The 24484-nt window shown below is 70.4% G+C and carries 25 protein-coding genes; 11 read left to right on the top strand and 14 right to left on the bottom strand.

The window, feature by feature from the left end:
* Position 1: 1 nt before the first annotated feature.
* The 7 genes from H8R17_RS31590 (at position 2) to H8R17_RS31565 (ending at position 9363) form a co-directional block, all read left to right on the top strand.
* Positions 2-1252, top strand: coding sequence for a PP2C family protein-serine/threonine phosphatase (locus tag H8R17_RS31590; RefSeq protein ID WP_187826641.1), 1251 nt, complete (start codon positions 2-4; stop codon positions 1250-1252).
* Positions 1253-1301: 49 nt separating this feature from the next.
* Positions 1302-2069: a MinD/ParA family protein gene (locus H8R17_RS31585; RefSeq protein WP_187826640.1), complete on the top strand. Its 768-nt coding sequence runs from the start codon at positions 1302-1304 to the stop codon at positions 2067-2069.
* 68 nt (positions 2070-2137) lie between these two features.
* On the top strand, positions 2138-4186 hold the full coding sequence (locus H8R17_RS47570) for a maltotransferase domain-containing protein (protein ID WP_262505641.1): 2049 nt from the start codon (positions 2138-2140) through the stop codon (positions 4184-4186).
* On the top strand, positions 4183-6366 hold the full coding sequence (gene glgB, locus H8R17_RS31580; RefSeq protein ID WP_316959582.1) for a 1,4-alpha-glucan branching protein GlgB: 2184 nt from the start codon (positions 4183-4185) through the stop codon (positions 6364-6366). Before H8R17_RS47570 ends, glgB begins: the two co-directional genes overlap by 4 nt.
* A gap of 26 nt (positions 6367-6392) precedes the next feature.
* Positions 6393-6878 (top strand): cation:proton antiporter regulatory subunit, encoded by a 486-nt coding sequence (locus tag H8R17_RS31575; RefSeq protein ID WP_187826639.1) that lies wholly within the window; start codon positions 6393-6395, stop codon positions 6876-6878.
* A 4-nt stretch (positions 6879-6882) separates the two neighbouring features.
* Positions 6883-8130 carry a cation:proton antiporter gene (locus H8R17_RS31570; protein ID WP_187826638.1) on the top strand — a complete coding sequence of 416 codons (1248 nt, stop codon included), beginning with the start codon at positions 6883-6885 and terminating at the stop codon, positions 8128-8130.
* A 597-nt stretch (positions 8131-8727) separates the two neighbouring features.
* Positions 8728-9363: a hypothetical protein gene (locus tag H8R17_RS31565; protein ID WP_187826637.1), complete on the top strand. Its 636-nt coding sequence runs from the start codon at positions 8728-8730 to the stop codon at positions 9361-9363.
* Between the two features lie 35 nt (positions 9364-9398).
* On the opposite strand, the gene H8R17_RS31560 is transcribed toward H8R17_RS31565, so the two are convergent.
* From H8R17_RS31560 to H8R17_RS31510, 11 genes are all read right to left on the bottom strand, one after another.
* Positions 9399-10649 carry an MFS transporter gene (locus tag H8R17_RS31560; RefSeq protein WP_187826636.1) on the bottom strand — a complete coding sequence of 417 codons (1251 nt, stop codon included), beginning with the start codon at positions 10647-10649 and terminating at the stop codon, positions 9399-9401.
* Positions 10650-10700: 51 nt separating this feature from the next.
* Complete coding sequence (locus tag H8R17_RS31555; protein WP_187826635.1) at positions 10701-11198, bottom strand: nuclear transport factor 2 family protein; 498 nt, start codon at positions 11196-11198, stop codon at positions 10701-10703.
* Positions 11199-11224: 26 nt separating this feature from the next.
* Positions 11225-11689 carry a nuclear transport factor 2 family protein gene (locus tag H8R17_RS31550; protein WP_187826634.1) on the bottom strand — a complete coding sequence of 155 codons (465 nt, stop codon included), beginning with the start codon at positions 11687-11689 and terminating at the stop codon, positions 11225-11227.
* The gene (locus H8R17_RS31545; RefSeq protein ID WP_187826633.1) at positions 11686-12381 is read right to left on the bottom strand and encodes an SDR family NAD(P)-dependent oxidoreductase; all 696 of its coding nucleotides are present in this window, start codon (positions 12379-12381) and stop codon (positions 11686-11688) included. The genes H8R17_RS31550 and H8R17_RS31545 overlap by 4 nt, the downstream gene beginning before the upstream one ends.
* Before the next feature lie 20 nt (positions 12382-12401).
* Positions 12402-12710 carry a muconolactone Delta-isomerase gene (locus H8R17_RS31540; RefSeq protein WP_161304493.1) on the bottom strand — a complete coding sequence of 103 codons (309 nt, stop codon included), beginning with the start codon at positions 12708-12710 and terminating at the stop codon, positions 12402-12404.
* Between the two features lie 50 nt (positions 12711-12760).
* A complete protein-coding gene (locus tag H8R17_RS31535; protein ID WP_187826632.1) occupies positions 12761-13795 on the bottom strand; it encodes an ankyrin repeat domain-containing protein in 1035 nt (344 codons plus the stop codon).
* The gene (locus H8R17_RS31530; RefSeq protein ID WP_187826631.1) at positions 13795-14241 is read right to left on the bottom strand and encodes a nuclear transport factor 2 family protein; all 447 of its coding nucleotides are present in this window, start codon (positions 14239-14241) and stop codon (positions 13795-13797) included. Before H8R17_RS31530 ends, H8R17_RS31535 begins: the two co-directional genes overlap by 1 nt.
* A 95-nt stretch (positions 14242-14336) precedes the next feature.
* Entirely contained in the window at positions 14337-14804 is a 468-nt protein-coding gene (locus tag H8R17_RS31525; protein ID WP_187826630.1) for a nuclear transport factor 2 family protein, read from the bottom strand.
* Between the two features lie 14 nt (positions 14805-14818).
* On the bottom strand, positions 14819-15976 hold the full coding sequence (locus H8R17_RS31520) for a low temperature requirement protein A (RefSeq protein WP_262505642.1): 1158 nt from the start codon (positions 15974-15976) through the stop codon (positions 14819-14821).
* A 144-nt stretch (positions 15977-16120) separates the two neighbouring features.
* Positions 16121-17371 carry a glycogen synthase gene (glgA, locus tag H8R17_RS31515; protein ID WP_223125710.1) on the bottom strand — a complete coding sequence of 417 codons (1251 nt, stop codon included), beginning with the start codon at positions 17369-17371 and terminating at the stop codon, positions 16121-16123.
* A 98-nt stretch (positions 17372-17469) separates the two neighbouring features.
* Entirely contained in the window at positions 17470-17883 is a 414-nt protein-coding gene (locus H8R17_RS31510; RefSeq protein WP_187826628.1) for a hypothetical protein, read from the bottom strand.
* A 264-nt stretch (positions 17884-18147) separates the two neighbouring features.
* On the opposite strand from H8R17_RS31510, the gene H8R17_RS31505 reads away from it, so the two are divergent.
* On the top strand, positions 18148-19491 hold the full coding sequence (locus H8R17_RS31505; protein WP_316959581.1) for a helix-turn-helix domain-containing protein: 1344 nt from the start codon (positions 18148-18150) through the stop codon (positions 19489-19491).
* 5 nt (positions 19492-19496) lie between these two features.
* Here the strand turns inward: H8R17_RS31505 and H8R17_RS31500 are convergent, their stop codons facing one another.
* From H8R17_RS31500 to H8R17_RS31490, 3 genes are read right to left on the bottom strand one after another with little or no spacing between them, the layout of a single operon-like run.
* The gene (locus H8R17_RS31500) at positions 19497-20045 is read right to left on the bottom strand and encodes a cupin domain-containing protein (protein ID WP_187826626.1); all 549 of its coding nucleotides are present in this window, start codon (positions 20043-20045) and stop codon (positions 19497-19499) included.
* A 28-nt stretch (positions 20046-20073) separates the two neighbouring features.
* Positions 20074-21039, bottom strand: coding sequence for a TIGR03619 family F420-dependent LLM class oxidoreductase (locus H8R17_RS31495; RefSeq protein ID WP_187826625.1), 966 nt, complete (start codon positions 21037-21039; stop codon positions 20074-20076).
* Positions 21040-21044: 5 nt separating this feature from the next.
* Positions 21045-21503 (bottom strand): nuclear transport factor 2 family protein, encoded by a 459-nt coding sequence (locus tag H8R17_RS31490; RefSeq protein ID WP_187826624.1) that lies wholly within the window; start codon positions 21501-21503, stop codon positions 21045-21047.
* A 176-nt stretch (positions 21504-21679) separates the two neighbouring features.
* Here H8R17_RS31490 and H8R17_RS31485 point away from each other — a divergent pair, with 176 nt between their 5' ends.
* The 3 genes from H8R17_RS31485 to H8R17_RS31475 all read left to right on the top strand — a co-directional run bounded on the left by H8R17_RS31485 (position 21680) and on the right by H8R17_RS31475 (position 24436).
* Complete coding sequence (locus H8R17_RS31485) at positions 21680-22588, top strand: alpha/beta hydrolase (protein ID WP_187826623.1); 909 nt, start codon at positions 21680-21682, stop codon at positions 22586-22588.
* 104 nt (positions 22589-22692) lie between these two features.
* On the top strand, positions 22693-24066 hold the full coding sequence (locus H8R17_RS31480) for an MFS transporter (protein ID WP_399477520.1): 1374 nt from the start codon (positions 22693-22695) through the stop codon (positions 24064-24066).
* Positions 24067-24139: 73 nt separating this feature from the next.
* Complete coding sequence (locus H8R17_RS31475) at positions 24140-24436, top strand: muconolactone Delta-isomerase family protein (RefSeq protein ID WP_187826621.1); 297 nt, start codon at positions 24140-24142, stop codon at positions 24434-24436.
* Positions 24437-24484 lie beyond the last annotated feature (48 nt).

The raw sequence follows: 24484 nt of genomic DNA, 5'->3' as shown, positions 1-24484 counted from the left end.
GATGGCGCAGACGAGAGTCCTGATACTGGATGAACGGCGGGACGTCCCAGCGGGGTTGGCCAAGGCACTGGACGCCGTGGGCGCCGAGGCGCACACCTGCACACCGGGCGACGTGCTGGCGGCGTCGCGCGGCCGGATGCCGGCGGTGACCGCACTGCTCGCCAACGCGACGCTGTCGCCCCACACCGTCAGGTCGGTGGCCCGACGGCTGGCCGACGAGGGGCAGCAGCCCACCGTGGTGGCGTACGCGGAACACGATCTGCACCTCCTCGACGGCCATGTGCGCGCGGGCTCCGACTATCTGCTCCCGCCGTTCCACCCCGTCCTGGTGGAGGCGCGGCTGCGCGACTGCCATCAGCACGCCGAGCACAACCGGAACCTGGAGGAGGTCGCCGCACACGCCGAACTGCTCAGCTACGAGCGGGAGTTGGAGATAGGCCGGGAGATCCAGCTGGGGTTCCTGCCGGACTCGCTGCCGAGCCCCGACGGCTGGGACATCCGGGTGCGCTTCCGGCCCGCACGGACGGTGGCCGGCGACTTCTACGACGTCTTCGAACTCGTCAACCGGCGCCGCCTCGCCCTCGTCGTGGCCGACGTGTGCGACAAGGGGGTCGGCGCGGCCCTGTTCATGGCGCTCATCCGCTCGCTGCTGCGGCACACCGCGGAACAGAGCGGCCTGCAGAACCTCATCGCGGCGGACCTGATGGGGGAGGAGCCCGGCGGGGCCGAACACACCCGGGCCATCCCGGTCGTGGGCGCCACCCCGCTGCTGAACGCGGTCGTGGGCACCAACAGCTATCTGACCCGCAACCACATGAAGCAGGGCTACTTCGCCACCATGTTCTTCGGCGTCCTGGACCCGGTCACCGGCAACCTCGTCTACATCAACGGCGGCCACAATCCCCCCGTCCTCGTGAGCGGAAGCGGCGCCGAATCGGTGCTGCTCCAGCCGACAGGGCCGGTCGTGGGCGTCATGCCCGACTGCACGTTCTCGCTCGGCTACACCCAGATCGGCCCCGGGGACACCCTGTTCATCTACACCGACGGGGTCACCGAAGCCCGCTCCGAGACCGGACGTTTCTTCGGCGAGGACCTCCTCGTCGAGCAGCTGACCGAGGCCACCGTGCGCGGCGAGGAACTGCTCGACCACATGGACGGCGCACTGAGCGACTTCGTCGGCCAGGCCGAACAGTCCGACGACATCACCATGCTGGCCGTGCACTGGCAGGCGCCGGCCGGGGCCGCCGACTGACCGCTCACCAGCCGGACCGCCGACCCCCAGAAACCGTCAGGTGGAGAACATGTCGCAGATCATCACGGTGCACTCCTACCGAGGGGGCACCGGCAAATCCAGCACGGCCGCCAACCTCGGGTTGCTGCTGGCCTCCTCGGGCCTGCGGGTCGCTCTGGTGGACACCGACATCCAGACACCGGCGCTGGACGTGATGTTCGGCGACGTGACGGTCCCCGCGCGGCGCTCGCTCACCGACTACCTCATCGGCCGCTGCGAGATCGAGGACGCGGCGTACGCCGTCGACCGGACCGCCGGGCACGACGGGTTCTTCCTGGTCCCGGCCAGGAGCCAGACCACGGGGGTCAACGAGATCATGGGCCGCGGCTACGACGTGGGCCTGCTGCGCGAGGGCTTCGACCGGCTCATCGACACCCTGGCGCTCGACGTGCTGCTGCTCGACACCCACGCGGGCTTCAACAACGAGACCGTGACCGCGATGGCGAGTTCGGACGCGCTCGTCGTCGTGACCCGGGCCCACCGCCTGGACCTCGCCGGCGCCAGGGAGACCACGGCCCTGGCGAGCCGGCTCGGGTTCGGCGCCATGAGCATCGCCGTGAACATGGCCCCCGACGGCGCCGTGGGCGACCGGCTGCTCGGCGAGGTGGAGACCGCGTACCGCACCCGCATCACCACGGTCCTGCCGTACGCGCCCGAAATGGTGCAGCTCGCCGGGGAGCGGGTGTTCTCCACGGCGTACCCGCACCATCCGCTGGTGTCCGGATACCGCCGGATCATCTCCGAGGTCAGCAACGGGACCACCGCGATCCGACGCTGACCGCATTCGCCGACCGACACAGCCGCCCGCACCACCCGGGAGGCACGAGCACTACGGAGGGCAAGCCCATGCAGCGCGACGCGACGCGCCCGGCCGCCGAAGCACGTGTGGGCCGCATCCCCATCGTGGACGTGGCGCCACAGATCGACGACGGCGCCGGCGGCCGCACCCCCGCCCGCGCCGTACCCGGCGAAGAGTTCGCCGTCTCGGCCACCGTCTTCAGAGAAGGGCACGACGCGGTCGGCGCGGGCGTCGTGCTCACCGGCCCCGACGGCCGTGCGGGCGACTGGATCCCGATGCGCCTCGTGGCCCCCGGCACGGACCGCTACACCGCGTGGGTCACCGCCGCACGGGAAGGCGACTGGACCTACCGGGTGGAGGCGTGGACCGACCCCTGGGCGACCTGGCGGCACGCCGCCGAGATCAAGGTGCCCGCCGGGATCGACACCGAACTGGTCCTGGAGGAAGGCGCGTTGCTCCTCGAAGAGGTGGCCGGCACGGCCCCGGCCGACGGGGCGGCGCGGCTCACCGACGCGGCCGGGCTGCTGCGGGACGGGCGCCTCGACGCCGAGGAGCGGCTCGCCGCCGTCACCGCGGCTCCCGTGGCCGCCCTGCTCACCGCCCGCCCGCTGCGCAGGCTGCTCACCCGCTCGCCGGAACTGCCGCTGCGGGTGGACCGGGAACGCGCCCTGTACGGCGCCTGGTACGAGTTCTTCCCCCGCTCCGAGGGAGCCGTCGTCCGCGCCGCGGTGGACGGCGTGGCCGAGCCGCCGCGGCCGGGCACGCTGCGGACCGCCGCCAAACGCCTCGAGGCCGTGGCCGACATGGGCTTCGACGTGGTCTATCTGCCCCCGGTCCACCCGATCGGCACCACCCACCGCAAGGGTGCGGGCAACACGCTCGAGGCGGGGCCGCACGATCCCGGCTCACCCTGGGCGATCGGATCGGCCGACGGCGGACACGACGCGATCCACCCCGACCTGGGCACCCTGGAGGACTTCGACCACTTCGTGGCGCGCGCCGGTGAACTGGGCCTCGAAGTCGCCCTGGACTTCGCCCTCCAGTGCTCACCCGACCATCCCTGGGTCACCGAGCACCCCGAGTGGTTCCGGCACCGCGCCGACGGCTCGATCGCGTTCGCCGAGAACCCGCCGAAGAAGTACCAGGACATCTTTCCCGTCGACTTCGACACCGATCCGGACGGACTGCACACGCAGTGCCTGCGCATACTGCGGCACTGGATGGACCACGGCGTCCGCATCTTCCGAGTCGACAACCCGCACACCAAGCCCGTCGCCTTCTGGGAACGGCTGATCGCCGCGGTGCACGCGAGCGACCCCGATGTGCTCTTCCTCGCCGAGGCGTTCACCCGCCCGGCCATGCTGCACGCCCTGGCGCGCGTGGGCTTCCACCAGTCGTACACGTACTTCACCTGGCGCAACTCCAAGGAAGAGGTGGAGAGTTACCTCTCTGAACTGGCCGGCCTCGGCGGCGAACAGAGCGCGGCCTACCTGCGGCCCAACCTCTTCGTGAACACCCCCGACATCCTCAACGCCTACCTCCAGTACGGCGGCAGGGCGGCCTTCGCGGCCCGCGCGGTGCTCGCCGCGACGGCAGGACCCACCTGGGGCGTGTACGCCGGGTACGAGCTGTACGAGAACGTGCCCATGGGGCCCGGCAGCGAGGAGTACCTGGACTCCGAGAAGTACCAGCTGCGCCCCCGCGACTGGGCCGGCGCTCAGACTGCGGGCGACTCCCTGGCCCCGCTGATCCGTGCGCTCAACGACATCCGGCGGGCCCACCCGGCCCTGCACCAGCTGCGCAACCTCCGCTTCCACCGCACCGACAACGACGCGGTGATCTGCTTCTCCAAGCGCGCCTCCGGGGGCGAGGGCGACGACTGGGTCGTCGTGGTGCTCAACCTCGACCCCCACGAGACGCGCGAGGCGACGGTCACCCTCGACCTGCCCGCACTCGGCCTGGAGCGCTCCGAGACCTTCGCGGTGCGCGACGCCCTGTCGGGCGAGAACTACCGCTGGGGCCGCGACAACTACGTACGCCTCGATCCCCGGCATCGAGTGGCCCACATACTCACGGACGGGACTTCGCAGTCGTGACCACCGCACAGCGCCCAACGGCCCTGGCCGCCACCCACCTCAAGCGGCTCACCACGGGAGACCTCAGCGATCCGCACGCGCTGCTCGGCCCGCACCCGGCCGCCGAGGGCGTGACCGTGCGGGTGCTGCGGCCGCTCGCCGACCAGGTGTGGCTGACCGCGCCGTCGGGCGAGCCGCTGGCGGAACTCGCGCACCAGGGCGAGGGGGTGTTCGCAGGCCGGCTGCCGGGCACGGTCGTGCCCGACTACCGGGTGCGCGTCCACTACGGCACCGACGTGTACGCGTACGACGATCCCTACCGCTTCCTGCCCACCCTCGGCGAACTCGACCTGCACCTGATCCGCGAGGGTCGGCACGAGCAGCTGTGGCAGGTGCTCGGGGCCCGGGTGTGCGAGCACGAGTCCGGCTGGGGCACGGTGGCCGGTACGGCGTTCGCGGTGTGGGCGCCGAATGCCCGTGCCGTGCGCCTGGTCGGCGACTTCAACCACTGGGACGGCAGAGCACACCCGATGCGCTCGCTCGGCGCCAGCGGAGTGTGGGAGCTGTTCGTCCCCGGCGTCGGCGAGGGCTGCCGCTACAAGTACGAGATCCTCACCCCGGACGGCCGCTGGATCCAGAAGGCGGACCCCCTCGCCACCTCGGCCGAGGCGGCACCGGGCACGGCCTCCGTCGTCTTTTGCTCCCGCCACACCTGGAGCGACGACGCCTGGATGGCCCGGCGCGCCGAACGCACCGTGGACCGGTCCGCCATGAGCGTCTACGAAGTGCACCTGGGATCGTGGCGGCCGGGCCTCGGCTACCGCGAACTCGCGACCGAACTCCCCGCCTACGTCAAGGCGTTGGGCTTCACGCACGTCGAGTTCATGCCGGTGGCGGAGCATCCGTTCGGCGGCTCCTGGGGCTACCAGGTGACGTCGTACTACGCCCCGGCGGCCGGCCTCGGCAGCTCCGACGACTTCCGGGCCCTCGTCGACGCGCTGCACCGGGCGGGCATCGGCGTCATTGTCGACTGGGTCCCCGCCCACTTCCCCAAGGACGAGTGGGCCCTGGCCCGCTTCGACGGGACGGCGCTGTACGAACACCCGGACCCGCGCCGCGGCGAGCACCCCGACTGGGGCACCCTCGTCTTCGACTACGGCCGTAACGAGGTGCGCAACTTCCTTGTCGCCAACGCGGTGTACTGGTGCGAGGAGTTCCACATCGACGGCCTGCGCGTCGACGCCGTCGCCTCCATGCTCTACCTCGACTACTCGCGCGCCGACGGCGCCTGGCTGCCGAACCTGTACGGCGGCCGCGAGAACCTGGAAGCGGTCGAATTCCTCCAGGAGATGAACGCCACGGTGCCCCGGCGCTGCCCCGGAGTGGTGACCATCGCGGAGGAGTCCACGGCCTGGGACGGCGTCACCCGGCGCACCGACAGCGGAGGGCTCGGCTTCGCCCTGAAGTGGAACATGGGCTGGATGCACGACTCGCTGTCGTACATGGCCGAGGATCCGGTGCACCGGCAGTACCACCACCACTCCATGACGTTCCCGATGGTGTACGCGTACGCGGAGAGCTACACCCTGCCGATCAGCCATGACGAAGTGGTGCACGGCAAGGGCTCGCTGCTCACGAAGATGCCCGGCGACCGCTGGCAGCAGCTGGCCAACCTGCGCGCCTTCCTCTCCTTCATGTGGGCCTTCCCCGGCAAACAACTCCTCTTCATGGGGCAGGAGTTCGCGCAGGACACCGAGTGGTCCCACGACCGTGGCCTGGACTGGTCCATCCTCCGGCACGGCTCGCACACCGCCGTGCGCGACCTGGTGCGCGACCTCAACCGCCACTACCTCGACGATCCGGTGCTGTGGAGCCTCGACACCCGGCCGGAGGGCTTTCGCTGGATCGACGCGGACGCCGCCGAGGACAACGTGTACTCCTTCGTGCGGCACGGCGAGGGGGGCGAGTCACTGGTGTGCGTCTTCCACTTCCAGCCCACAGTCCGCCGCGACTTCCGCCTGGCGCTGCCCGAGGCGGGCCACTGGACCGAGGTCCTCAACACGGACGCGGCGCAGTACGGCGGCTCCGGGGTCACCAACCCCGGGCGCATCCACGCCGTTCCCGAACCCCTCCAGGGCCTGCCGGCCAGCGCGAGCGTGGTCCTGCCCCCGCTGGGCGGCGTGTGGTTCCGCAAGCAATGACGCAGCCCGCAGCCCAAGGAGACACCATGCCCGCTCCCCGCCTGAGGACCACCCCACTGCCCGGCATCGGGGTGCAGTACGAGCTCACCACGCGGCGCCACGACACGCTGTCGGTGATCGCGCACCGGGACCGCAGCCGCACCCTGAACGTGCACCACGACGACGACCCGGACTCCTGCGGCCTCTCGCTGCCGCTGACCGGCGCGGAGGCCCTGTCCCTCGCCGACGCCCTGCTGCCCAGCCACAACAACCCGAATCTGCTGCACACCAGCGACTTCGGGCTCCTCGCCGAGCAGGTCACCATCACCGGCACCTCGTACTGGAACGGGCGCACCCTGGGGGAGACGAGGATGCGCACCGACACCGGGGCCTCCATCGTCGCCGTCATGCGCCGGTCCCACGCGATCCCTTCGCCAGGACCCGACTTCCGCCTGCACGGCGGCGACATCGTGATCGTCATCGGCACCCGGGAAGGCGTGGACGGCGCCCACGAGATCCTCGAGCGGGGCTGATCACGTGCACTCCGCGGCCTTTCTGATCGAGTTCGGTGCGGTCGTCCTCGCGCTCGGCCTGCTCGGCCGCTTCGCCGTACGGCTCAAATTCTCGCCGATCCCGCTCTACCTGCTGGCAGGACTCCTGTTCGGCGCGGGCGGCATCGTCCCGCTGGGCGGCAGCGAGGAGTTCATCGAGGTCGGCGCCGAGATCGGCGTCGTCCTGCTGCTGTTGATGCTCGGTCTGGAGTACACAGCGGGCGACCTCGTGGGCCACCTCAAGACCCACGCCCCCGCGGGAGGCGTCGACTTCCTGCTCAACGCGATCCCCGGAGCCGCCGCCGCGCTGCTGCTCGGCTGGGGGCCGGTGGCCGCCGTGGTGCTCGCGGGCGTCACCTGGGTCTCCTCGTCCGGCGTCATCGCGAAGGTGCTCGGCGACCTGGGCCGGCTCGGCAACCGGGAGAGCCCGGTCATCCTCAGCATCCTCGTCCTCGAAGACCTCGCCATGGCGCTCTACCTGCCCATCCTGACGGCGGTGCTGGCCGGTTCGGGCTGGCTGGCGGGCGGCCTGACGCTCGGCATCGCGCTCGCCGCGGTCGGCACCGTCCTGCTCGTCGCGGTGCGCTACGGGCGGGTCATCTCGCGCTTCGTGTCCAGCGACGACCCGGAGAAGCTGCTGCTCGTCGTCCTGGGCACGACGCTGCTCGTCTCCGGGGTCGCCCAGCAGCTGCAGGTCTCGGCGGCGGTGGGCGCGTTCCTCGTGGGGATCGCCCTGTCCGGCGAGGTGGCCGAGAACACCCACCATCTGCTGATGCCGCTGCGGGACCTGTTCGCCGCGGTGTTCTTCGTGTTCTTCGGCCTGAGCACCGACCCCAGCACCATCCCGTCGGTGCTGGGGCCCGCGTTCGTGCTGGCGGTGCTCACCCTGCTGACGAAGATCGGCACCGGGTACTGGGCGGCCCGGCGCTCCGGCATCGCGGTGCGGGGCAGGTGGCGGGCCGGCGGCGCCCTGGTCGCGCGCGGCGAGTTCTCCATCGTCATCGCCGGACTCGCGGTCTCCGCCGGCGCGGTCGACCCCTCCCTCGGCCCGATGGCCACCGCGTACGTCCTGCTGCTCGTCGTCCTGGGCCCCCTGGCGGCCCGCTTCACGGAGCCGCTCGCGCAGCGGATCACCCTGTGGCGCGGCAAGGAGTACCCCGGGGCGGCTCCCGGACGGCGGTCCGTGGCGCCCCGGCCGGCCGAGCCGGAGCCCACGGCCGCGGCATCCGACTGACGCGGTGGCCGAGACGGAGCCCTCCCCACCATGCGGAACGTCGTCCATCACGTACCGAAGTCGCCGTCTCCTCGTGGGTGATCTCGGGCTCGACTGCCCTCCCTGACAGGGCAGTTGACCTCGTCCCTATTCGATCCGTTGACCATGAGGAGCTCTTCGAGGGCCCCCACTCGGGTCCGGATCCAGCCATATGGTCCTCGACGCCCGCCGGGGCACGCCCGGCGGTCGCGTCGTTTTCGAAAAGAGGACCCATGGAGCTCACCCGTGCCCGCCGACGGTTCACCGCCTGCGCGCTCGCCCTCGCCTGTGCACTCGCCGTCGGGATCACGGCACCGGCCACCGGCGCCCGCGCGGACGCCTCGGGCGCCCAGGCCCTGACCGTCGCCCGGGCCATCGCGCTGCCCGGCAACCAGGCCTATCCGGAGAGCATGGCCACCGACCCGAGAACCGGCGACCTCTACGTCACCTCGTTCTCCACCGGAGCGGTCTACCGCGCACCCGCCGGCCAGACGGAGGCCACCGTCTTTTTGCCCTCGGGGACCGACGGCCGGACCCAGGCCATGGCACGGCCGGCTCTGGGTCAACGACGCGAACGGGGTGACGGTGTACGACACGGCGAACGGCACGCGCCTGGCCCGCTTCGTCAGCCCGGCCCCCGGCGCGTCGCTGCTCACCGGCATCGACCTGACGCCCGACGGCACCGCGTACGTCACCGACTCGCTGCTCCAGCTCGTCTACCGCCTGCCCGCCACCACCATCGAGGACACCATCGCCTCGGGCGGCACCACCACCCTGGCCACCGGGTTCGACCTGAACGGCGTCATCGCCCCGCACCCGGAGGGCGCCATCACCCTGAACGGCATCGAATCGGACGCGACCGGAAGGTACCTGATCACCGCCGACATGGCCTCCGGCGAGCTGTTCCGGCTCGAGCGCGCCACCGGCGGCGCCCGCAAGCTGACGGTGACCGGCGGCACTGCGGTCTTCGCCGACGGCCTGCTCTGGGAGAAGGACCAGCTGTGGGCCGTCCAGTTCGGCTCGGACGGCATCAGCCGGCTCACGCTCTCCGCGGACCGCACGTCCGCGACCGTCACGAGCCACCTCACCGACCCGGCCCTCGAACACCCGACGGCGCTCCTGCGCATGGGCGGCTCCCTGCACGTGCTCCGCTCACAGTTCGCTTCCGCCACCCTCGACCTGCCGTCCTCGGTGGCCAAGGTGAGCGGCATCTGAACGACCAAGCCCGTTGCCGCCGGTGGCGGCTCAGTTCAACTGCCGGTGGAGACAGGAGTGTTGTCGCTCGCCCCAGCCGTCACGGAGCCGGTCACCGGGTCCGGGACGGCAGGCACCTTGAGGAACCGGGTGGCCCATACCGCGGGCAGCGCGACGACCGCGAAGACCAGCGCGGTCAGCGGGACGTCCTCGATGCCGAAGGAGGCCAGGGCCCAGCCGCCGACCGCGGCGCCCGAGGCGACCCCCACGTTCGCGGCGGACGCGCCCAGCGTGGCGGCCAGGTCGGCGCCCTCCCCGGCCAGCGAGATGACGCGCAGCTGGAGCGCCGGGGTGACACCGAAACCGACGACGCCCCAGAGGGCCAGGGCCACACCGACCATCGGCCGGCTCTCCCGGAAGACGTACAGACCGAGCAGGCCCACGACGAGGACGGCGTTGCCCACGAGCAGCGTCCGCGAGGCGTTGACATCGGCGAACCGACCGCCCGCGAACGTACCGATCGCACTGAACACACCGAAGATCATCAGAAAGACGCTCACCATGGCGCCGTCGATGCCGGTGACGTCCTCCAGGAACGCCGCCAGATACGTGAAGGCGATGAACTGCGAGCCCATCAGCAGGACTTGGGCCGCCAGCATGGCCAGCACCCGGGGGTGGAAGGCGTGCTGGGCCTGGGAGCCGAGACCGCCCGAGCCACTGCTCCTGACGGCCGGCACCCAGATCGTGATCACGACGAGGGCGACGACCCCGAGGGCGGCCACCCCGGCGAACGTGGCCTGCCAGCCGAGGTTCTGGCCCAGCAGGGTGCCGAGCGGCACCCCGAACACGGTCGACACGGAGATGCCGCCGAAGACCAGGCCGACGGCCTGGCCGCGGTGCTCGAGGGCGACCAGACCGGTGGCGACGGCGGAGGCCGCGCCGAGGAACAGGCCGTGCAGCGCGCCGCAGAGCACGCGCGCGACGACCAGCAGGCCGAAGACCCCGGCGAAGACAGCGGCCAGGTTGCCCAGGACGAAGACGACGAGTGCCGCGCACAGGAGCGTGTGGCGCTGCACCTTGATGGTCGCCGCCGTGACGATCGGGCCGCCGATGGAGATGCCGAGCGCGTACGCGGTGACCAGCAGACCCGCGGTGCTCAGTGAGACGTCCAGATCGTCGGCGATGAGATTGAGGACGCCGACGATGACCAGTTCGGCGGTGCCGATGGCGAAGGCGCCCAGGCCGAGGGCGCCCAGGGCGAGTTTGTTGTGGGTCTCGCCGGGCCCCGGTGCGGTGGCGGTACTCATGGGAGAGCCACTCCTTGGGAAGAGGACGAAAAGCAGGGCGCGAAGGCGCGGTCAGGCGTACTGCAGATTGAGCCTGGCTATCCGGCCGTCGCGGACGTCGAACTCGTAGTTGGCCTCGAATCCGCCGGTGCCGCCGGGGGCGAAGCGCACGAGCAGCGTCGTGCCGTTGCTCTTGGGCGTGTTCTTCAGGACGGTGAGCCGGCCGCCGATGACCTCGTCGCGGGCCCAGTCGCGGATCTCGTCGTGACCGGTGAACTCCCGTCCCACATCCACGAGTTGGGCATCGGAGTGGAACGCGTCCACCAGCGCGTCGAGGTCCTTGGCGGCCACGGCGTCGACGTAGGCCTGGGCGGCGGGGTCCACCGTTGTGTCCTTCCGGTCCTCGTTCACGGTGTCGTCAGGGGCCTGCCCGGTCGTCTCCTTCGCGCCATCCGGTGTCGCCTGCCGCGTGGTGCCCGGTGGGCTGTCGGCCTGCTCGGAGCCCTCGGAGCAGCCGGCCAGCAGCAGGGCGGCCAGCGCGAGAGCGGACATCAGGGGGCGGTACGGCACGGCGGTCTCCTCGGGGTGATGGCGGGTCAGGCGTAGCGCAGGGTGATCCGGGCGATCACGCCGTGGTCGACGTCGAACGTGTAGCGGGCCCGGAAACCGGCCAGGAACCCCGCGGGGTCGAAGTGCAGCAGCACGGTGGGGCCTTCGGGGCCGGGCGTGGTGCGCAGGACGGTGAGCCGGCCGCCGATGACCTCGTCGCCGGCCCAGTTCCTGATCGCCGCGCGGCCGCGCAAGCTGCGCCCGGTGTCGTCGACGGTCGCCTGCGGTGCGAAGACCGTGACCAGGGCGTTCACGTCCCGGGAGTCGACAGCGTCGATGTAGCCGCGCACGGCAGGGTCCAGCGCGGCCAGGGCCGCCGGGTCGTGCTCGTCGGGGGTGTCGCGGACGGCTTCCTTCGTCGCGGCACGTACATAGTCGCTGGCCGTGACCGCCACGGCGAAGGCGAGAACGACCACCGCCGCCACCACCGCGACGACCCGGGCCGCGCTCACCAGTCGATCTTTCTGCGGTTGCGGAAGAACCCCCCGGTGGGCCCGGAGTCCGGCAGGCGCGCCAGCCAGGTCACCGTGTCGGCGCCCTGCTCGACACCGGTCGGTGCCCCACGGCCCCCCATGTCGGTCCGGACCCAGCCGGGACAGACCGCGTTGACCTTGACGGTCCCCGGCACCGCTGCGGACACCACAAGGGTCAGCGCGTTGAGCGCGGCCTTGGAGATGCCGTACGCGGCCGGGGACGGCACGTTCTCGGTGAGGGCGCCGAGCCCGGAGGACACGTTCACCACCCGGCCGTAGCCGCGCCGCGCCATACCGGGACAGAACGTCCGGCAGGCGTGGAACGCCCCCATGAGGTTCACGTCCAGGGCTCGGCGCATGGTGTCCTCGTCGAGCGAGAAGAACGAGTCGGTCGGGTAGATCCCGGCGTTGTTGACCAGGACGTCGATGTCGACGTCGTCGTCGGCCAGCCGCCGGGCGCAGTCCGCGACGCTCTTGGCATCGGTGACATCCAGCTCCTCCACCCGGATGCGCGGGCTGTCGAGCGAGCGCGCGGCGGCCCGGCCGTGCGCGACATCACGCGCGGCCAGCACGACGTCGAGGCCGGCCAGATCCAGCTGGCGGACGGTCTCGAGACCGATGCCGCGATTGGCGCCCGTGACGAGGGCGGTGCGGCCCAGTTCCCGGTTCACGAACTCGGACTCCGCCGTGGTCAGACCTTGTAGCGCTGCTTGACGTCCTCGGCGAAGCCGAGGTAGTCGCGCAGCGGCCAGACGGTCTCGAACTCCAGGTACTCCCGCATGGGGAGCCGGCCCAGAGCGGTGCGGTCGAGCTCCTCGGCGTCCGGTGAGTCGATGATGGCGATGACCCGCTTCTGCGCGGCGACCTTCCAGATGCCCACGCAGAAACCGGAGTCCACCGTCTCCTGGGCGTGCGCCGCCTCGTCCTGCTCGAGCTCCCACAGCTCGTCGAGGGTGATGCGTCCCTCGTGCTTCCACTTCATCTGGACGTAGAACAGCATGCTTCAACTCCGTGTCTGTGGAGGGCTGTTGGGTGTTGAGGGCTGAGCGGTCAGCGGGCGCCGCGCGAGCTCATCAGCTCGGTGAGCGCGTGGTCGGCGCCGAAGACCTCGACGGCGAGGTCGAGCGGCGTCTTGCCGTCGTGGCCGATGAGGTCGAGCCGGGCGCCGGACTCGACGAGCGTGCGTGCGCAGTCCTCGAAGCCGTGCCACAGCGCGTCGTGCAGTGGGCTGTAGCCGTTGGTCGCGCCCTGGAAGTCGAGGTCGATGCCGTCCTGGCGGACCAGGTCGGCGGTGATGCCGGCGTGACCGTTGTAGACGGCCTTGTGCAGCGGCACGGCGCCGAAGGTGGGCTCGACGGCGTTCACGTCCGCACCCGCCGCGAGCAGCAGCCGCACGATCTCGTCGTGACCGTCGCGGCAGGCCACGAGCAGCGGGGTGTGACTGTCGTTGAAGCCGCTCAGGTTGGGGGAGCGCTCGTCGACCGGGGCGCCGGCGGCGAGCAGCTTGCGCACCCGCTCGGTGTCGCCCTTTGCGGTCGCCGCCATCAGTTCCTGCTCGGCCACCGCGCGCTCGTCCCCGGCCCGCCGGGCGTTGAGGTGCTCCTCGGCCCTGAGCAGCTTGTCCTTGCCGAACGTGTTGACGTTCAGCTCGTACGCGAAGTGCTGCTCGAGGGAGAAGCCGTAGTGCGTGTAGACCTGCAGCGCGGTGCCCTGGTCCAGCAAGTACGCGGCGATGTCCGGGTACTTGTACCAGAGGGCGTCCATCAGGGCGGTGTGCCCGGTGGTGGGCGCGACGGCGTCCACGAAGGCACCGGCCTCCACCAGAGCCTTCACGACCTCCAGGCTGCCGCCCTGGCATGCCTTGTGCAGCGCGGTCGCGCCGGCCCGGCTGTCGGCGGTCAGCACATCGGCCCCGCCGTCGATCAGGGCACGGACCGTGGGGGCGTCCGCCTGCCCCGCCGCGATCATCAGGGCGGTCAGCCCCGTGCTGGGCTCGCGGTGGCGTGCGTCGGCGCCGGCCGCGAGCAGGCCGGTGACCCGTGCGGTGTCCCGGTCGCGTACGGCGGTGATCAGCTCGGCACTCATCAGGCGGCCTCCTGCCCCGACACGTCGCCCCGCAGGGCCCGGATGATCTGCGACGGGTCGGTGTAGGACTTCCAGCGCGTGATCTTGCCGCTGCGCACCGTCAGCCACTGGATGAACTCGATCTCGAACTCGACGCCGGTGCCCCGCACGGTGGACATCTCGTGGATGACCCCCGCGGCCTGGTCGCCGTCGACGACCAGGTTCACCAACTTCTCGAAGCGGACGTCCACGGCACTGGTGAAGATCTTCAGGGTCTCGAGGACGGCGCTGCGGCCGCGGTAGCTGCCGATCCACTTCATGTCGTCGTTGTAGCCGGGCACCGGCGTGTAGTTGATCCACTCGACGTCCTCGGCGAGCGTGTCAAGGGCAGTCTCGAAGTCGCCCGATGTCAGTGCGTCGAACCACCGCTGAACGACTTTCCTGGTTTCTTCCGTGGCGTTGCTCATGAACTCTCCTAGAAATGGAAGGAATCCCAGAGAAATCCTGAGAGAGAACCCAGGAGCCAGCAAGAAATGGGTGGTCGACTTTCTGATATCGCCGCTCAGGAATCGGTGGACTGAGCCTGTGCGGCGCGGGCGAACAGATGCTGGTTGCCGTCGGCCCAAGTGGCCGTCATCACGATGCCGTTGATCCGCCAGCCGTCCGCCGTGCGCTCCAGGGCGATGCGGTAGGTGCCGGCGAGCGTCCACAGCGGTCCGCCGTGCTCGTTGGGCATGCGGTGCGTCGCCTGGAACATCGCGGTTGTGACGGCGCTGTCGCCCTGCACGTCGACCAGGAAGTTGCTGAGCAGGTGCTGGGTGGCGGCGAAGTTGCCGAGCAGCCCCGACCAGGCACCGATCAGGTCCTTCTTGGACACGGGGCCCGGCTCACCGCCGTTGAGGCTGGTGTAGTCGAGCATGATCTCGTCGCTGAAGACATCCCCCAGCGACTCCCACTCGCGCTGGTCGATGTACCAGCCCATGCGGGTGCACGTCTCGATGATGTCCAGCCGGTCGGCCACAGAACTCATGAATTCTTCTTCTTTCAGTGATAGAGGTGTGCCATTTTCTTGGTCCAGCGATGGTCGCTGAGCAGGGCGGCGCCGATGAGGACACCAAGCAGTACGACTTCGGCCACCGCTGATCCGGTATGGCCCACCGGAACGGCCAGGACGGCGAGCAGCGCGGCGGTGAAGTGGAAACGCTGTGGGCCGATCTTCAGAATTCCGTGGAACCATGCGATGCCGCCGAGGTACAGCGCGACACCACCGGCCAGCGCGATCGACGGGGCCGTGGCCAGTGGTTCGTAGGGGTGCACGATGGTCTTCTTGACGGCCGCGGCGATGAGGATCAGCCCGATCAGCATCGGGACGTGGGCGTAGAAGAACGCGGCGAGTGCGAGGCGCGAGCGCTGCACCGCATCCTGGCGCTCCAGGGCGAGTTCGGCCCGCCAGGCCTTTTCGGACTCGTCGAAGTACACCCACCACAGGCCGGCCGGGATGACGAAGATGAGGACCGCCGTGGTCACAACCGACGGCCCCGCCTGGCCGCCGTCGGTGCCGATGCCGAGCGCCAGGAACGAGTCCCCGAGCGCGATGATCATGAGCAGTCCGTGCCGTTCCACGAAGTGGCCCGGTTTCAGCTCGAAGCCCGACACACCCGTCAGCACCGGCGCGATGACCTCGAGGCCGACGGCCGAGGCCCACAGCGCGTACACGACCCATCCGTCGAGGAGGCCGGCGCAGATGATGAGGAGCGCGCCCACCGTGTGGAACGGCGCGATGCGCAGCATGTTGCGGGCCGCTCCCGGGCCGCCGAACGCGAAGAGCGCGGCGTGCACGGTGACGATCAGCAGATACCCGATGCCGAACGCGACGCCGTCGCCGTCGAAGGCGTTCGGAGTGGCCAGGCCGATGACCAGAAAGGAGGCCATGCCGAGCAGCAGCAGGATCCGGTGGTGCCTGCGGTGCGGCGGAAGGTGGTTGGTGAGCCACGCGTATCCGCCGTACATCCACCACAGGAGCCAGAAGATCAGCAGTACTTGACCGACTCCGCGCAGCGTCATGTCCCGGCTGAGCACCCGGGCGAGTTGCGTGAAGTTGAAGACGAACGCGAGATCGAAGAACAACTCCAGGGTTGTTACCCGTGCCCCCCCTTTCGGGGGGGCCTCCACGGATGACGCAGCGGACCCCCCGGACTTCATTGCCCCGCCCTCGAACAGGGAGTTGCCGATTGGGGGCCTCGAATGCTCCGGGACGCCTTCTGCTCGGTGCGCGGAAGTCGTTTGAGACATGCCTGTGAAGGTATCGGCGAAAGTGGTGGTCGGGTCAACGAAATCAAACACACATCATGAAGTCGGGGTACGGGGACCGTGCGGCCGGCGATCCAGCACGGAGCGGTAGACGGCATGCGCCCGCTCCGCCGCCACATCCCAGCCGAATTCCTTCTGCGCCCGCGCGAGGCCGGCCGCGCCGAGCCGGGCGGCGTGGTCCGGGTCGGCGAGGAGCCGGTTCACCGCGGCCGCGAGGTCGGCGGCGAAGCGCCGGGGGTCCAGGGGGGTGCCGCTGCCGTCCTGCTCCTGCTCGATGGGCACCAAAAGCCCCGTCTCGCCGTCCGCCACGACCTCCGGGATGCCGCCCGTCGCGGTGGCCACGACGGCTGTGCTGCAGGCCATGGCCTCCAGATTCACGAGGCCCATCGGCTCGTAGAGGGACGGGCAGACGAACACGGACGCATGGGTGAGGAACTGCAGCAGGGAGGTCCGGTCGAGCATCCCGTCGATCCGTACGACCCCCTCCCGCACCCGGCGCAGCTCGTCGACCAGCGCCGCGGTCTCGGCTCCGATCTCGGGGGTGTCCGGCTGCCCGCAGCACAGCACGAGCTGGGCACGGGGGTCCAACTCGAAGGCCGCGCACAGCAGTTGGGGCAGTCCCTTCTGCCGGGTGACGCGGCCGACGAACAGCACGATGGGCCGGTCGGGGTCCACCCCGTGCCGCTCGAGCGCCGCGGTGCCGTGGTCGGGACGGTAGGCCCGGGTGTCGATGCCGTTGTGCACCACGTGCACCCGGTCCGGATCCACGTCGGGATAGACGCGGAGGATGTCCTGGCGCATGCCGTGCGACACGGCGATCAGCGCGTCCGCGCTCTCCAGCGCCGAACGCTCCACCAGGGACGACAACGCGTAGCCGCCGCCCAGCTGGTCGGCCTTCCAGGGGCGCAGCGGCTCGAGGCTGTGGGTGGTGGCGACATGGGGGATGCCGTGCAGCACCTGCGCGAGCCGGCCGGCCCCGTTGGTGTACCAGGTGTGGCTGTGGACCAGGTCCGCGCCCGCGCATGCCGCGGCGATCTCGACGTTCACACCGAGGGCGCGCAGGGCGGGGTTCTGCTCTCCCGGCAGTTCGGGTTCCGCGTAGGCGGTCACGTTCTGCGCGTCGCGCGGCGAACCGAAGCAGCGCACCTCGAGATCGACCAGTGCGCGCAATTCCCCGGCGAGTTCCGCGACATGGACGCCGGCGCCTCCGTAAATCTCCGGAGAGAATTCCTTGGTGAGCAGATCGACGCGTATGCGGGACGAATGAGCGGGCTGCTGCACATGCATGGCGACTTCCTGAGGTCCGTGGACGTTGGCGGGCTTCGGCAGTTTCTCCACTCGGGCCGATTTCTCCACTCGGGCCGATGGCATCGGCCGCCGCACCCCTACACGGCGGAAGGCGGCATGATGACGGGCCAGCCCCGCTCCTGGGCGAGCCTGCTGCTGTCCGCGCTGCAGGCGATGACGCGCGGATTGCCGACGACACTGAGCAACCCCGTCCCGGCGCACAGATCCCCGTAGCCGAAACAGCTGGCCGGGTCGATGCACAGGCGGGTCATCGCCTCGACGACCGTCGTGCACTTGTCCATGTCGCAGGTGGCGGACGGGGGCAGCCGCACGAGGGTCCCCTCGGCGGACAGCCGCTCCGGCAACCGCCGGTGGGCATCCACGACCAGGACGACGAGGTCCCCCTCGGCCCGGTGGCCCGCCAGCGCGTCCCGAAGGGCCGCATCCTCGTGCACAGGGCGCTCCGGATGGGTGAGGTCGAAGAAGGCCGCACGCCGCATCGGTCGGAACATGCCCCACTCCTGTCTCGAACCCACATGCGCTTGCGACCAGCCCAGATCCCTCATGCGGTGCACTGCCGTCACTCGGCGTGACCTTAGCCAAGGCCGGGGGGAGGCCGCGAGAAGGGACGTTGTACATCCTGAAGTCGCGGTGTGTGGGCAGCGGCAGAGCAGAAGTTGTGACTTCCTTCACCGGCGATGGCGACAGTTGTCAAACTTCCTGTAAAATTTCCCTCACCCCGCCGACAGCACCCCAGCAGGCCCCGAGGAGACACTGTGGACAGCACCGCCGAAGACGGTGAAGGCACCGGCCGACGGCTCAGGGAACTCCGCCGTGCTCGGGGGCTCAAGCAACAGGACCTCGCCAGCGACGACGTCTCGGTGAGCTACATCTCGCTGATCGAGTCCGGCAAGCGGACGCCCTCGGCGGCGGTCGTGGCTCTCCTCGCCGAGCGCCTCGGATGCACCACCGGCTATCTGCTCACGGGTCAGGACGGCACCCGTACACGCGAGTTGGAGCTCAAGGCGGCGTTCGCCGACCTCTCCTTGCACAACGGTGCCAACGGGGAGGCGCTGCAGGCCTTCAGCGAGGTCCTCGCCTCCGCGCCCGTCCTGCCCGAGGCCACCGTGCGCCGGGCACGCCTGGGCCAGGCGCTCGCCCTGGAGCAACTCGGCCGCACCGAGGCCGCCGTCCAGGTGCTCACCCTGCTGTACGAGGACCCCAAGTGCGTTGCCGGATCGGCGGAATGGAGCCAGTTGGCCACGGCGCTCTGCCGCTGTCACCAGGCACTCGGCGACCAGGTCCTCAGCGTCGAGATCGGCGAGCGGGCCCTGCGCCGACTCGACCAGCTCGGCCTCGAGGCCACGGACGACCACATCCAGCTCGCAGCCGTGCTGGTCGGCTGCTACCGGACCCGCGGCGACCTGGCCAAGGCCCGCCTCGTGGCCGACCGCCTGATCAGGATCGCCGACGACCGCGGCGGCCGGACCGCACAGCGGGAGACCTACTGGAACGCCGCTCTCGTGGCGCAGTCCCAGGGCCGGATCGACGAGGCCCTCGCACTGGCCGAGCGGGCACGCGCGCTGCTGGCCGAGAGCGACCATGTGCGCCACCACGCCCTGCTCTGCGGTGCCTACGGGACGCTGCTGCTCTGCTCCGATCCCGGTGCCCCGGAGCGAGCCCATCAGCTGCTCGAGCGGTCGCACGCCCAGCTCGTGGACGTCGGAACGGTCCTCGAGCAGGCATCGGCGCAGACCGGAATCGCGCTGGCGTGCCTGCGACTGGACCGGGCCGCCGAAGCGCAGCAGCACGCGTCCAAGGCACTGGGGCTGTTGCGCGACGAACCGCGCCGGGAGTCGGTCGAGGCCCGCGCCGTGCTGGCGCACGCCCAGTTCAGCGCGGGGGAGAGCCAGCAGGCGCAGGAGACGCTCCGGGCCGCGGCACAGCAGCTTCGCCAACTGCCCCCCGCCCGCTCGTCGGCCGCCGCGTGGCGCCGGATCGCGGACATCTGGCAGCAGTACGGGTACGTCGCCGAGTCGACCGCCGCGTACCAGCAGGCCCTGAACGACGCGGGCCTGCCCGGCCGGCTCACTTCCACCGACCGGGCAGGCGCGTACTAAGGGGGTCAGCCGGTCTGGCGGAGCTTGTCGTTCGCACCGATGAAGACGCTGGCCATGACGGCCGGTTCGGCGCTGCGGTTGGACCAGGAGTGCCGGTTGCCGCGCAGCACGACGCAGCTGCCGGGCGTCAGCCGGGTCTCGGAGCCGTCCTCCAGCTGGAGCCAGAGCTCGCCCTCGAGAATGATCGACATGTCCACGGTGTCCGTCGCGTGGTGTCCCTTCTCGTCCGGAGCCAGGGCCTGGAGCAGTCCGGGGAAGACCCCCTCGACCTCGGCGGAGAGCGCGTCGGGATCGCCTTGCGGGCCCCGCCCGGTCTCCGGGGGCCAGCGCAGGATCACGAAGCGGGTCCCGTCGGCCCCGGGGAAGTAGGGGACGAAGGCCGCTTCGGTGCCGCCGTCGCCTATCGCAGGGGCGTCGTTGCGCCCCCAGACCTGATAGAACTCGACGCCGGGCAGCGCGCCCACGGTCACCGGGGCGAGGGGCCCGCTCGCCTCGACCACCGAGGTGCCGTCGGGCCGGCAGCCCGCGACGAGCCGCGAAATCGCATGGATCATGGTCTCTCCAAGTCTCCTGGTGTACGCCTCACCGTGCGGCGGGAAGCGCGACGGGAGCGAGTTCACCCAGCGCTTCCTCGACCCGGCCGAGGGAGCCGGCGGGGTCCGCATCGGGACCGACGACCTGCGGATCGAAGTTGAAGTCGAGGAAGACTTCGGTGGCTCCGGCGTCGTGCATCTGCTCGATGTCCGACCGGATCTGGCCGATCGAACCGTTGAAGGGGGCGCGCCCGGAACCGAGTTCGGGGCCGAGGAAGACGGTGGCCCGCACGACGATGCGCATCTCGTCGGGGGAGCGCCCGGCGCGTTCGGCGGCCGCGCGGACCCCGGACGCGGCCTCGGCGACCTCCGCCACGGTGACGAAACCCGGACTGACCCAGCCCTGGGCCAGGCGCCCCGCCCGCGTCCAGGCCTTCTCGGTGGAGCCGCCGAGCAGCAGGGGGAAGACCGGCTGCACGGGGCGAGGACGGACCAGGGTGCGGGGCAGCTCGGTGAACTCGCCCTGGAATTCCGCCTGATCCTGCTCCCACATCCGGCGGAGCACCTCGACGTACTCCAGAGTGCGGGCCACGCGCCGCTCCATGGGCAGGCCGACAGCCCGGAACTCCTCCTCGGACCAGCCCTGGGCAAGACCGGCGTCGAGCCGTCCGTCCGACACCCGGTCGAGCTGGATGAGCTGCTTGGCCAGCACCGCGGGGGCGAAGAATGGCGCGTTGAGTACGGATATGCCCAGCCGGATCCGCTCGGTGCAGCCGGCCAGATATCCGAGCGTGATGAGCGGTTCCGCCACGCCGTAGTGGAAGGCCGGCTGGAAGTCGGACGACCACTCGGCATCGTTGCTCTGCATCGGGAAGAGCAGGCGGGTGAAGGTCCACAGGGACCGGTAGCCGAGCTCCTCGGCCTGCTGGGCGACCCGCACCTGGGTGGCGGGTGTCGCCCAGGCTCCGGACAGGGGGACTCCCACACCGACGGCACGGGCGGCGGCTTGGGGCATCCCGCTCACCCCTCGTCGGTGGTCGGGAACATCGCCCGACGGGCTTCGAGGGGCACCTGCTCGGCGAACCGGTAGGTGTCGTAGAGCTCCCGGAAGAGTTTGATCTTCCCGTCCACGACCCGGAACAGGCCGTGGTAGACGTTCGTGTACTCCTGCCCGCCGGGCTGCACGATCCGGCCCGTGTACTCGACCAGCGCCCACTCGGGGTCGGCGAACGGCCAGGTGGTGCTCACCGGCAGTTCGATCGACAGGGCCGCGCCCACGACCCCCGTGTACAGGCTGCGCAGCGCATCGGCCCCTTCCAGCCGGGTCGGGCTGCCCGGCGGGGCGAACGGCATCTCCATCACCACGTCGTCGGCCAGGCAGGCGAACGCGGCTTCGAGCTGCCCACCGCCGATCTGGTCCAGGAAGTAGCGCCCCACTGACTGGGCGTCGCGCGGCGGGGCGAGCTGACCCTGCGTCATAGTCGACTCCTTGTTCGGTGATCGATCGAGAGTGACTGCGTGACGGATGGAATGTCAACAAGGTAGTCATATTCGATCAAGGAAAAATGACTCATGGCTTGACAGTAAGTCAAGCGTTTTGGTTACCATGCATCGCGGAGCGCAGTGAGCGCTGGCAGGACCTGGAAGGGAGACCCATGAACCCCAACGGTGATGTGCGTGTCGAGGGGGTGGCACTCCCCAGTGAAGGGGTCGACCTGCGCGGCGACCTCTACCGGCCGGCGTCGCAGCCGGCGGGGGACGCCTCTCCCGCAGTACTCGTGGTCGGCTCGTGGCTCACGGTCAAGGAACAGATGGCGGGCCGCTACGCCGCCGGACTCGCTCAGCGGGGCCTGACCGCTCTCGCCTTCGACTTCCGCGGCTACGGGACGTCCAAGGGCGATCCGCAGAACTTCGAATCGCCGGAGCGCAAGATCGCGGACATCGTGAGCGCCGTCGAGTACCTGAAGTCCCGGCCCGATGTGGACCCGTCCCGGATCGGCGCGCTCGGCATCTGCGCCGGCGCCGGGTACATCGCGGTCGCCGGCTCACGCACCCCGGAGATCCGCTCCGTCGCCATGGTGGCCCCATGGCTGCACGACGCGACCCTGGTCCAGGACATCTACGGCGGCCTGGACGGCATCCGCGAGCGGATGACCCTGGGCGAGGCGGCCCGGGCGAAGTACGAGTCGACGGGCGAGGTCGACTACATTCCGGCGGCCAGCGACACCGACGAACGGGCCGCCATGTACGGGCCGTTCGACTACTACCTGAACGCCGACCGGGGGGCCATCCCGCAGTGGGGCAACCGGTTCGCCGTCATGAGCTGGCCGCAGTGGCTGACCTTCGACCCCATCGCGGTCGCCCCCCGGTGCACGGCCCCCACCTTCATGCTGCACAGCCCGGACGCCGCCGTCCCGGACGGCGCCCGCCGCTTCCACGAGGCGCTGACGGCCCCCAAGGAACTGCAGTGGACAACGGGTACCCAGTTTGATTTCTACGACCAGGAATCGACAGTGGCACCGGCCCTGGACTCGGTGAGGGCCCACTTCGAAAGGACACTGTGAGCAGGCGACCTGCCGCTGGTTCTCCCTCCGGGGCAAGGGCGGCTGACGTCCGGCCGAGTCTGAGCCCCAATGCCACCGTCCTCGTCGCCTGTCTGGCGTTCTTCGTGATCACGCTGGATACGACGGTGGTGAACGTCGCGCTGCCGAGCATCGGCGCGCAGTGGGACGGTCAGGTCTCGGCGCTGCAGTGGGTGGTGACGGCGTACACCCTGCTCTTCGCTGCGCTGCTGCTGTCGGCGGGCGCGATCTCGGACCGTGTCGGCGCGAGCCGCGCCTTCACGATCGGCCTGTCCGTCTTCACCCTGATGTCCGCGCTCTGCGGACTCGCCCCCAGCCTCGACGTGCTCATCATCGCGCGGGCGATCCAGGGAGCAGGGGCAGCGGTGATGATGCCGGCCTCGCTCGCCCTGGTCCGCCAGGCCTACGACGACCCGTCGCTGCGCGCCCGCGGCATCGCATGGTGGACGGCGGGCGGCGGGGCGGCCGTCGCCGCGGGCCCGGTCGTCGGCGGAGCCCTGACGACCGGGCTCGGCTGGCGCTGGATCTTCTTCATCAACATCCCCGTCGGCATCGTCGCCCTCATCGGCATGCTCCGCGCCCCACGATCCCCGCGCGGACAGGCTCCGATGGACCCGGCAGGCCAGATCACGGCCGTCCTGGCCCTCGCGGCCCTGGTCTTCGCGGTGATCAACGCAGGCTCCAGCGGCTGGACGGACCCGGCCACCATCGCCGGCTTCGCGGTCGCGGTCATCGCCGCAGCCGTGTTCCTGATCGCCGAGTCCCGCCAGAGCAACCCGGCGGTACCGCTGACCATGTTCCGCAACCCCGCGGTGGCCGTGTGCACCAGCGCCGGCCTGGCCCTCAACCTGGGCTACTACGGCCTGGTCTTCGTCTTCACGATCTTCTTCCAGGAACACCGCGGCGCCTCGGCCCTGATGGCAGGCCTCATGTTCATCCCGATGACGGCCTTCACCACCCTGGTCAACCTGCTGGCGGGCAAGCTCACCAACCGCCACGGGCCGCGCTTCCCGCTGATCATCGGCCAGATCATCCAGACGCTGGGCATCCTCGGGCTGCTCTTCGTCACCGAGGACACCCCAACTCCCCTGCTCCTGGTGCTGCTTGTCCCGTTGGGCATCGGCGGAGGTCTGGCGATCCCGCCCCTGACGACGGCGATGCTGGAATCGGTCCCGCACGAGCGGGCAGGCCTGGCCTCCGGAGTCCTCAGCGCGGCCCGCCAGTTCGGCGGAGCCATCGGCGTGGCCCTCCTGGGCGCACTGATCGCCGACTCGGCCCACTTCATGACGGGCATGCGCATCAGCCTGATCATCGGGGCCGCCCTCCTGGTGGCCACGACGCTGGGCGTGGTCCGCTTCCTGCCCGCCGGCCATCAGCGCGTGGACTCATCGGCGCCCGCGCCGAGAAAAACCGAGGCCGACGCCGTCTCCGCCCACCCCGATGGACCGCAGACCCGCTGACGGACGAGACAGCTGGGATCACACAGCCCATCGCCGCGCGGCACATCGAACAACTCACCCAAGGAGGACTTCCATGGATTTCATGATCCACCTCGACGGTTCCCGCGTCTACGAGCTGCCGGTCGAAGAACGCGACGAGGTCGTCAAGCGCGAGCACGCACACGCGCACGAACTCATGGCCACAGGCGTCCTCAAGCACATCTGGCGGATGCCCGGCCAGCGCGGCAACGTCGGCATCTGGTCGGCCGCAGACGCGGATGAGCTGGAGAAGGTGCTGGCCTCCCTGCCCATCCGGCCGTACGCGGACATCCAGGTGACCCCGCTGGCCACCCACCCCCTCACCCTGGAAGCGACGGACAGCCGCGGCTAGTTCGTCCGGGAGTCTCGTCGGCGTCCTTCGTCCGGACGGACGAAGGAC

Source organism: Streptomyces sp. TRM68367 (genome assembly GCF_014495685.1).
Lineage (GTDB): Bacteria > Actinomycetota > Actinomycetes > Streptomycetales > Streptomycetaceae > Streptomyces.
Note: the sequence above shows the minus strand (reverse complement) of the source record. Positions and strands in the feature narration are given on the sequence as shown.

Coding starts and splice junctions, on each gene's coding strand:
- H8R17_RS31575 (WP_187826639.1), top strand. CDS start 6,393: ATGCCCGCTCCCCGCCTGAGGACCACCCCACTGCCCGGCATCGGGGTG.
- H8R17_RS31535 (WP_187826632.1), bottom strand. CDS start 13,795: ATGAGTGCCGAGCTGATCACCGCCGTACGCGACCGGGACACCGCACGG.
- H8R17_RS31475 (WP_187826621.1), top strand. CDS start 24,140: ATGGATTTCATGATCCACCTCGACGGTTCCCGCGTCTACGAGCTGCCG.
- H8R17_RS31530 (WP_187826631.1), bottom strand. CDS start 14,241: ATGAGCAACGCCACGGAAGAAACCAGGAAAGTCGTTCAGCGGTGGTTC.
- H8R17_RS31520 (WP_262505642.1), bottom strand. CDS start 15,976: ATGAAGTCCGGGGGGTCCGCTGCGTCATCCGTGGAGGCCCCCCCGAAA.
- H8R17_RS31495 (WP_187826625.1), bottom strand. CDS start 21,039: ATGCCCCAAGCCGCCGCCCGTGCCGTCGGTGTGGGAGTCCCCCTGTCC.
- H8R17_RS31590 (WP_187826641.1), top strand. CDS start 2: ATGGCGCAGACGAGAGTCCTGATACTGGATGAACGGCGGGACGTCCCA.
- H8R17_RS31560 (WP_187826636.1), bottom strand. CDS start 10,649: ATGAGTACCGCCACCGCACCGGGGCCCGGCGAGACCCACAACAAACTC.
- glgA (WP_223125710.1), bottom strand. CDS start 17,371: ATGCATGTGCAGCAGCCCGCTCATTCGTCCCGCATACGCGTCGATCTG.
- H8R17_RS31485 (WP_187826623.1), top strand. CDS start 21,680: ATGAACCCCAACGGTGATGTGCGTGTCGAGGGGGTGGCACTCCCCAGT.
- H8R17_RS31585 (WP_187826640.1), top strand. CDS start 1,302: ATGTCGCAGATCATCACGGTGCACTCCTACCGAGGGGGCACCGGCAAA.
- H8R17_RS31500 (WP_187826626.1), bottom strand. CDS start 20,045: ATGATCCATGCGATTTCGCGGCTCGTCGCGGGCTGCCGGCCCGACGGC.
- H8R17_RS31540 (WP_161304493.1), bottom strand. CDS start 12,710: ATGCTGTTCTACGTCCAGATGAAGTGGAAGCACGAGGGACGCATCACC.
- H8R17_RS47570 (WP_262505641.1), top strand. CDS start 2,138: ATGCAGCGCGACGCGACGCGCCCGGCCGCCGAAGCACGTGTGGGCCGC.
- H8R17_RS31525 (WP_187826630.1), bottom strand. CDS start 14,804: ATGAGTTCTGTGGCCGACCGGCTGGACATCATCGAGACGTGCACCCGC.
- H8R17_RS31510 (WP_187826628.1), bottom strand. CDS start 17,883: ATGTTCCGACCGATGCGGCGTGCGGCCTTCTTCGACCTCACCCATCCG.
- H8R17_RS31490 (WP_187826624.1), bottom strand. CDS start 21,503: ATGACGCAGGGTCAGCTCGCCCCGCCGCGCGACGCCCAGTCAGTGGGG.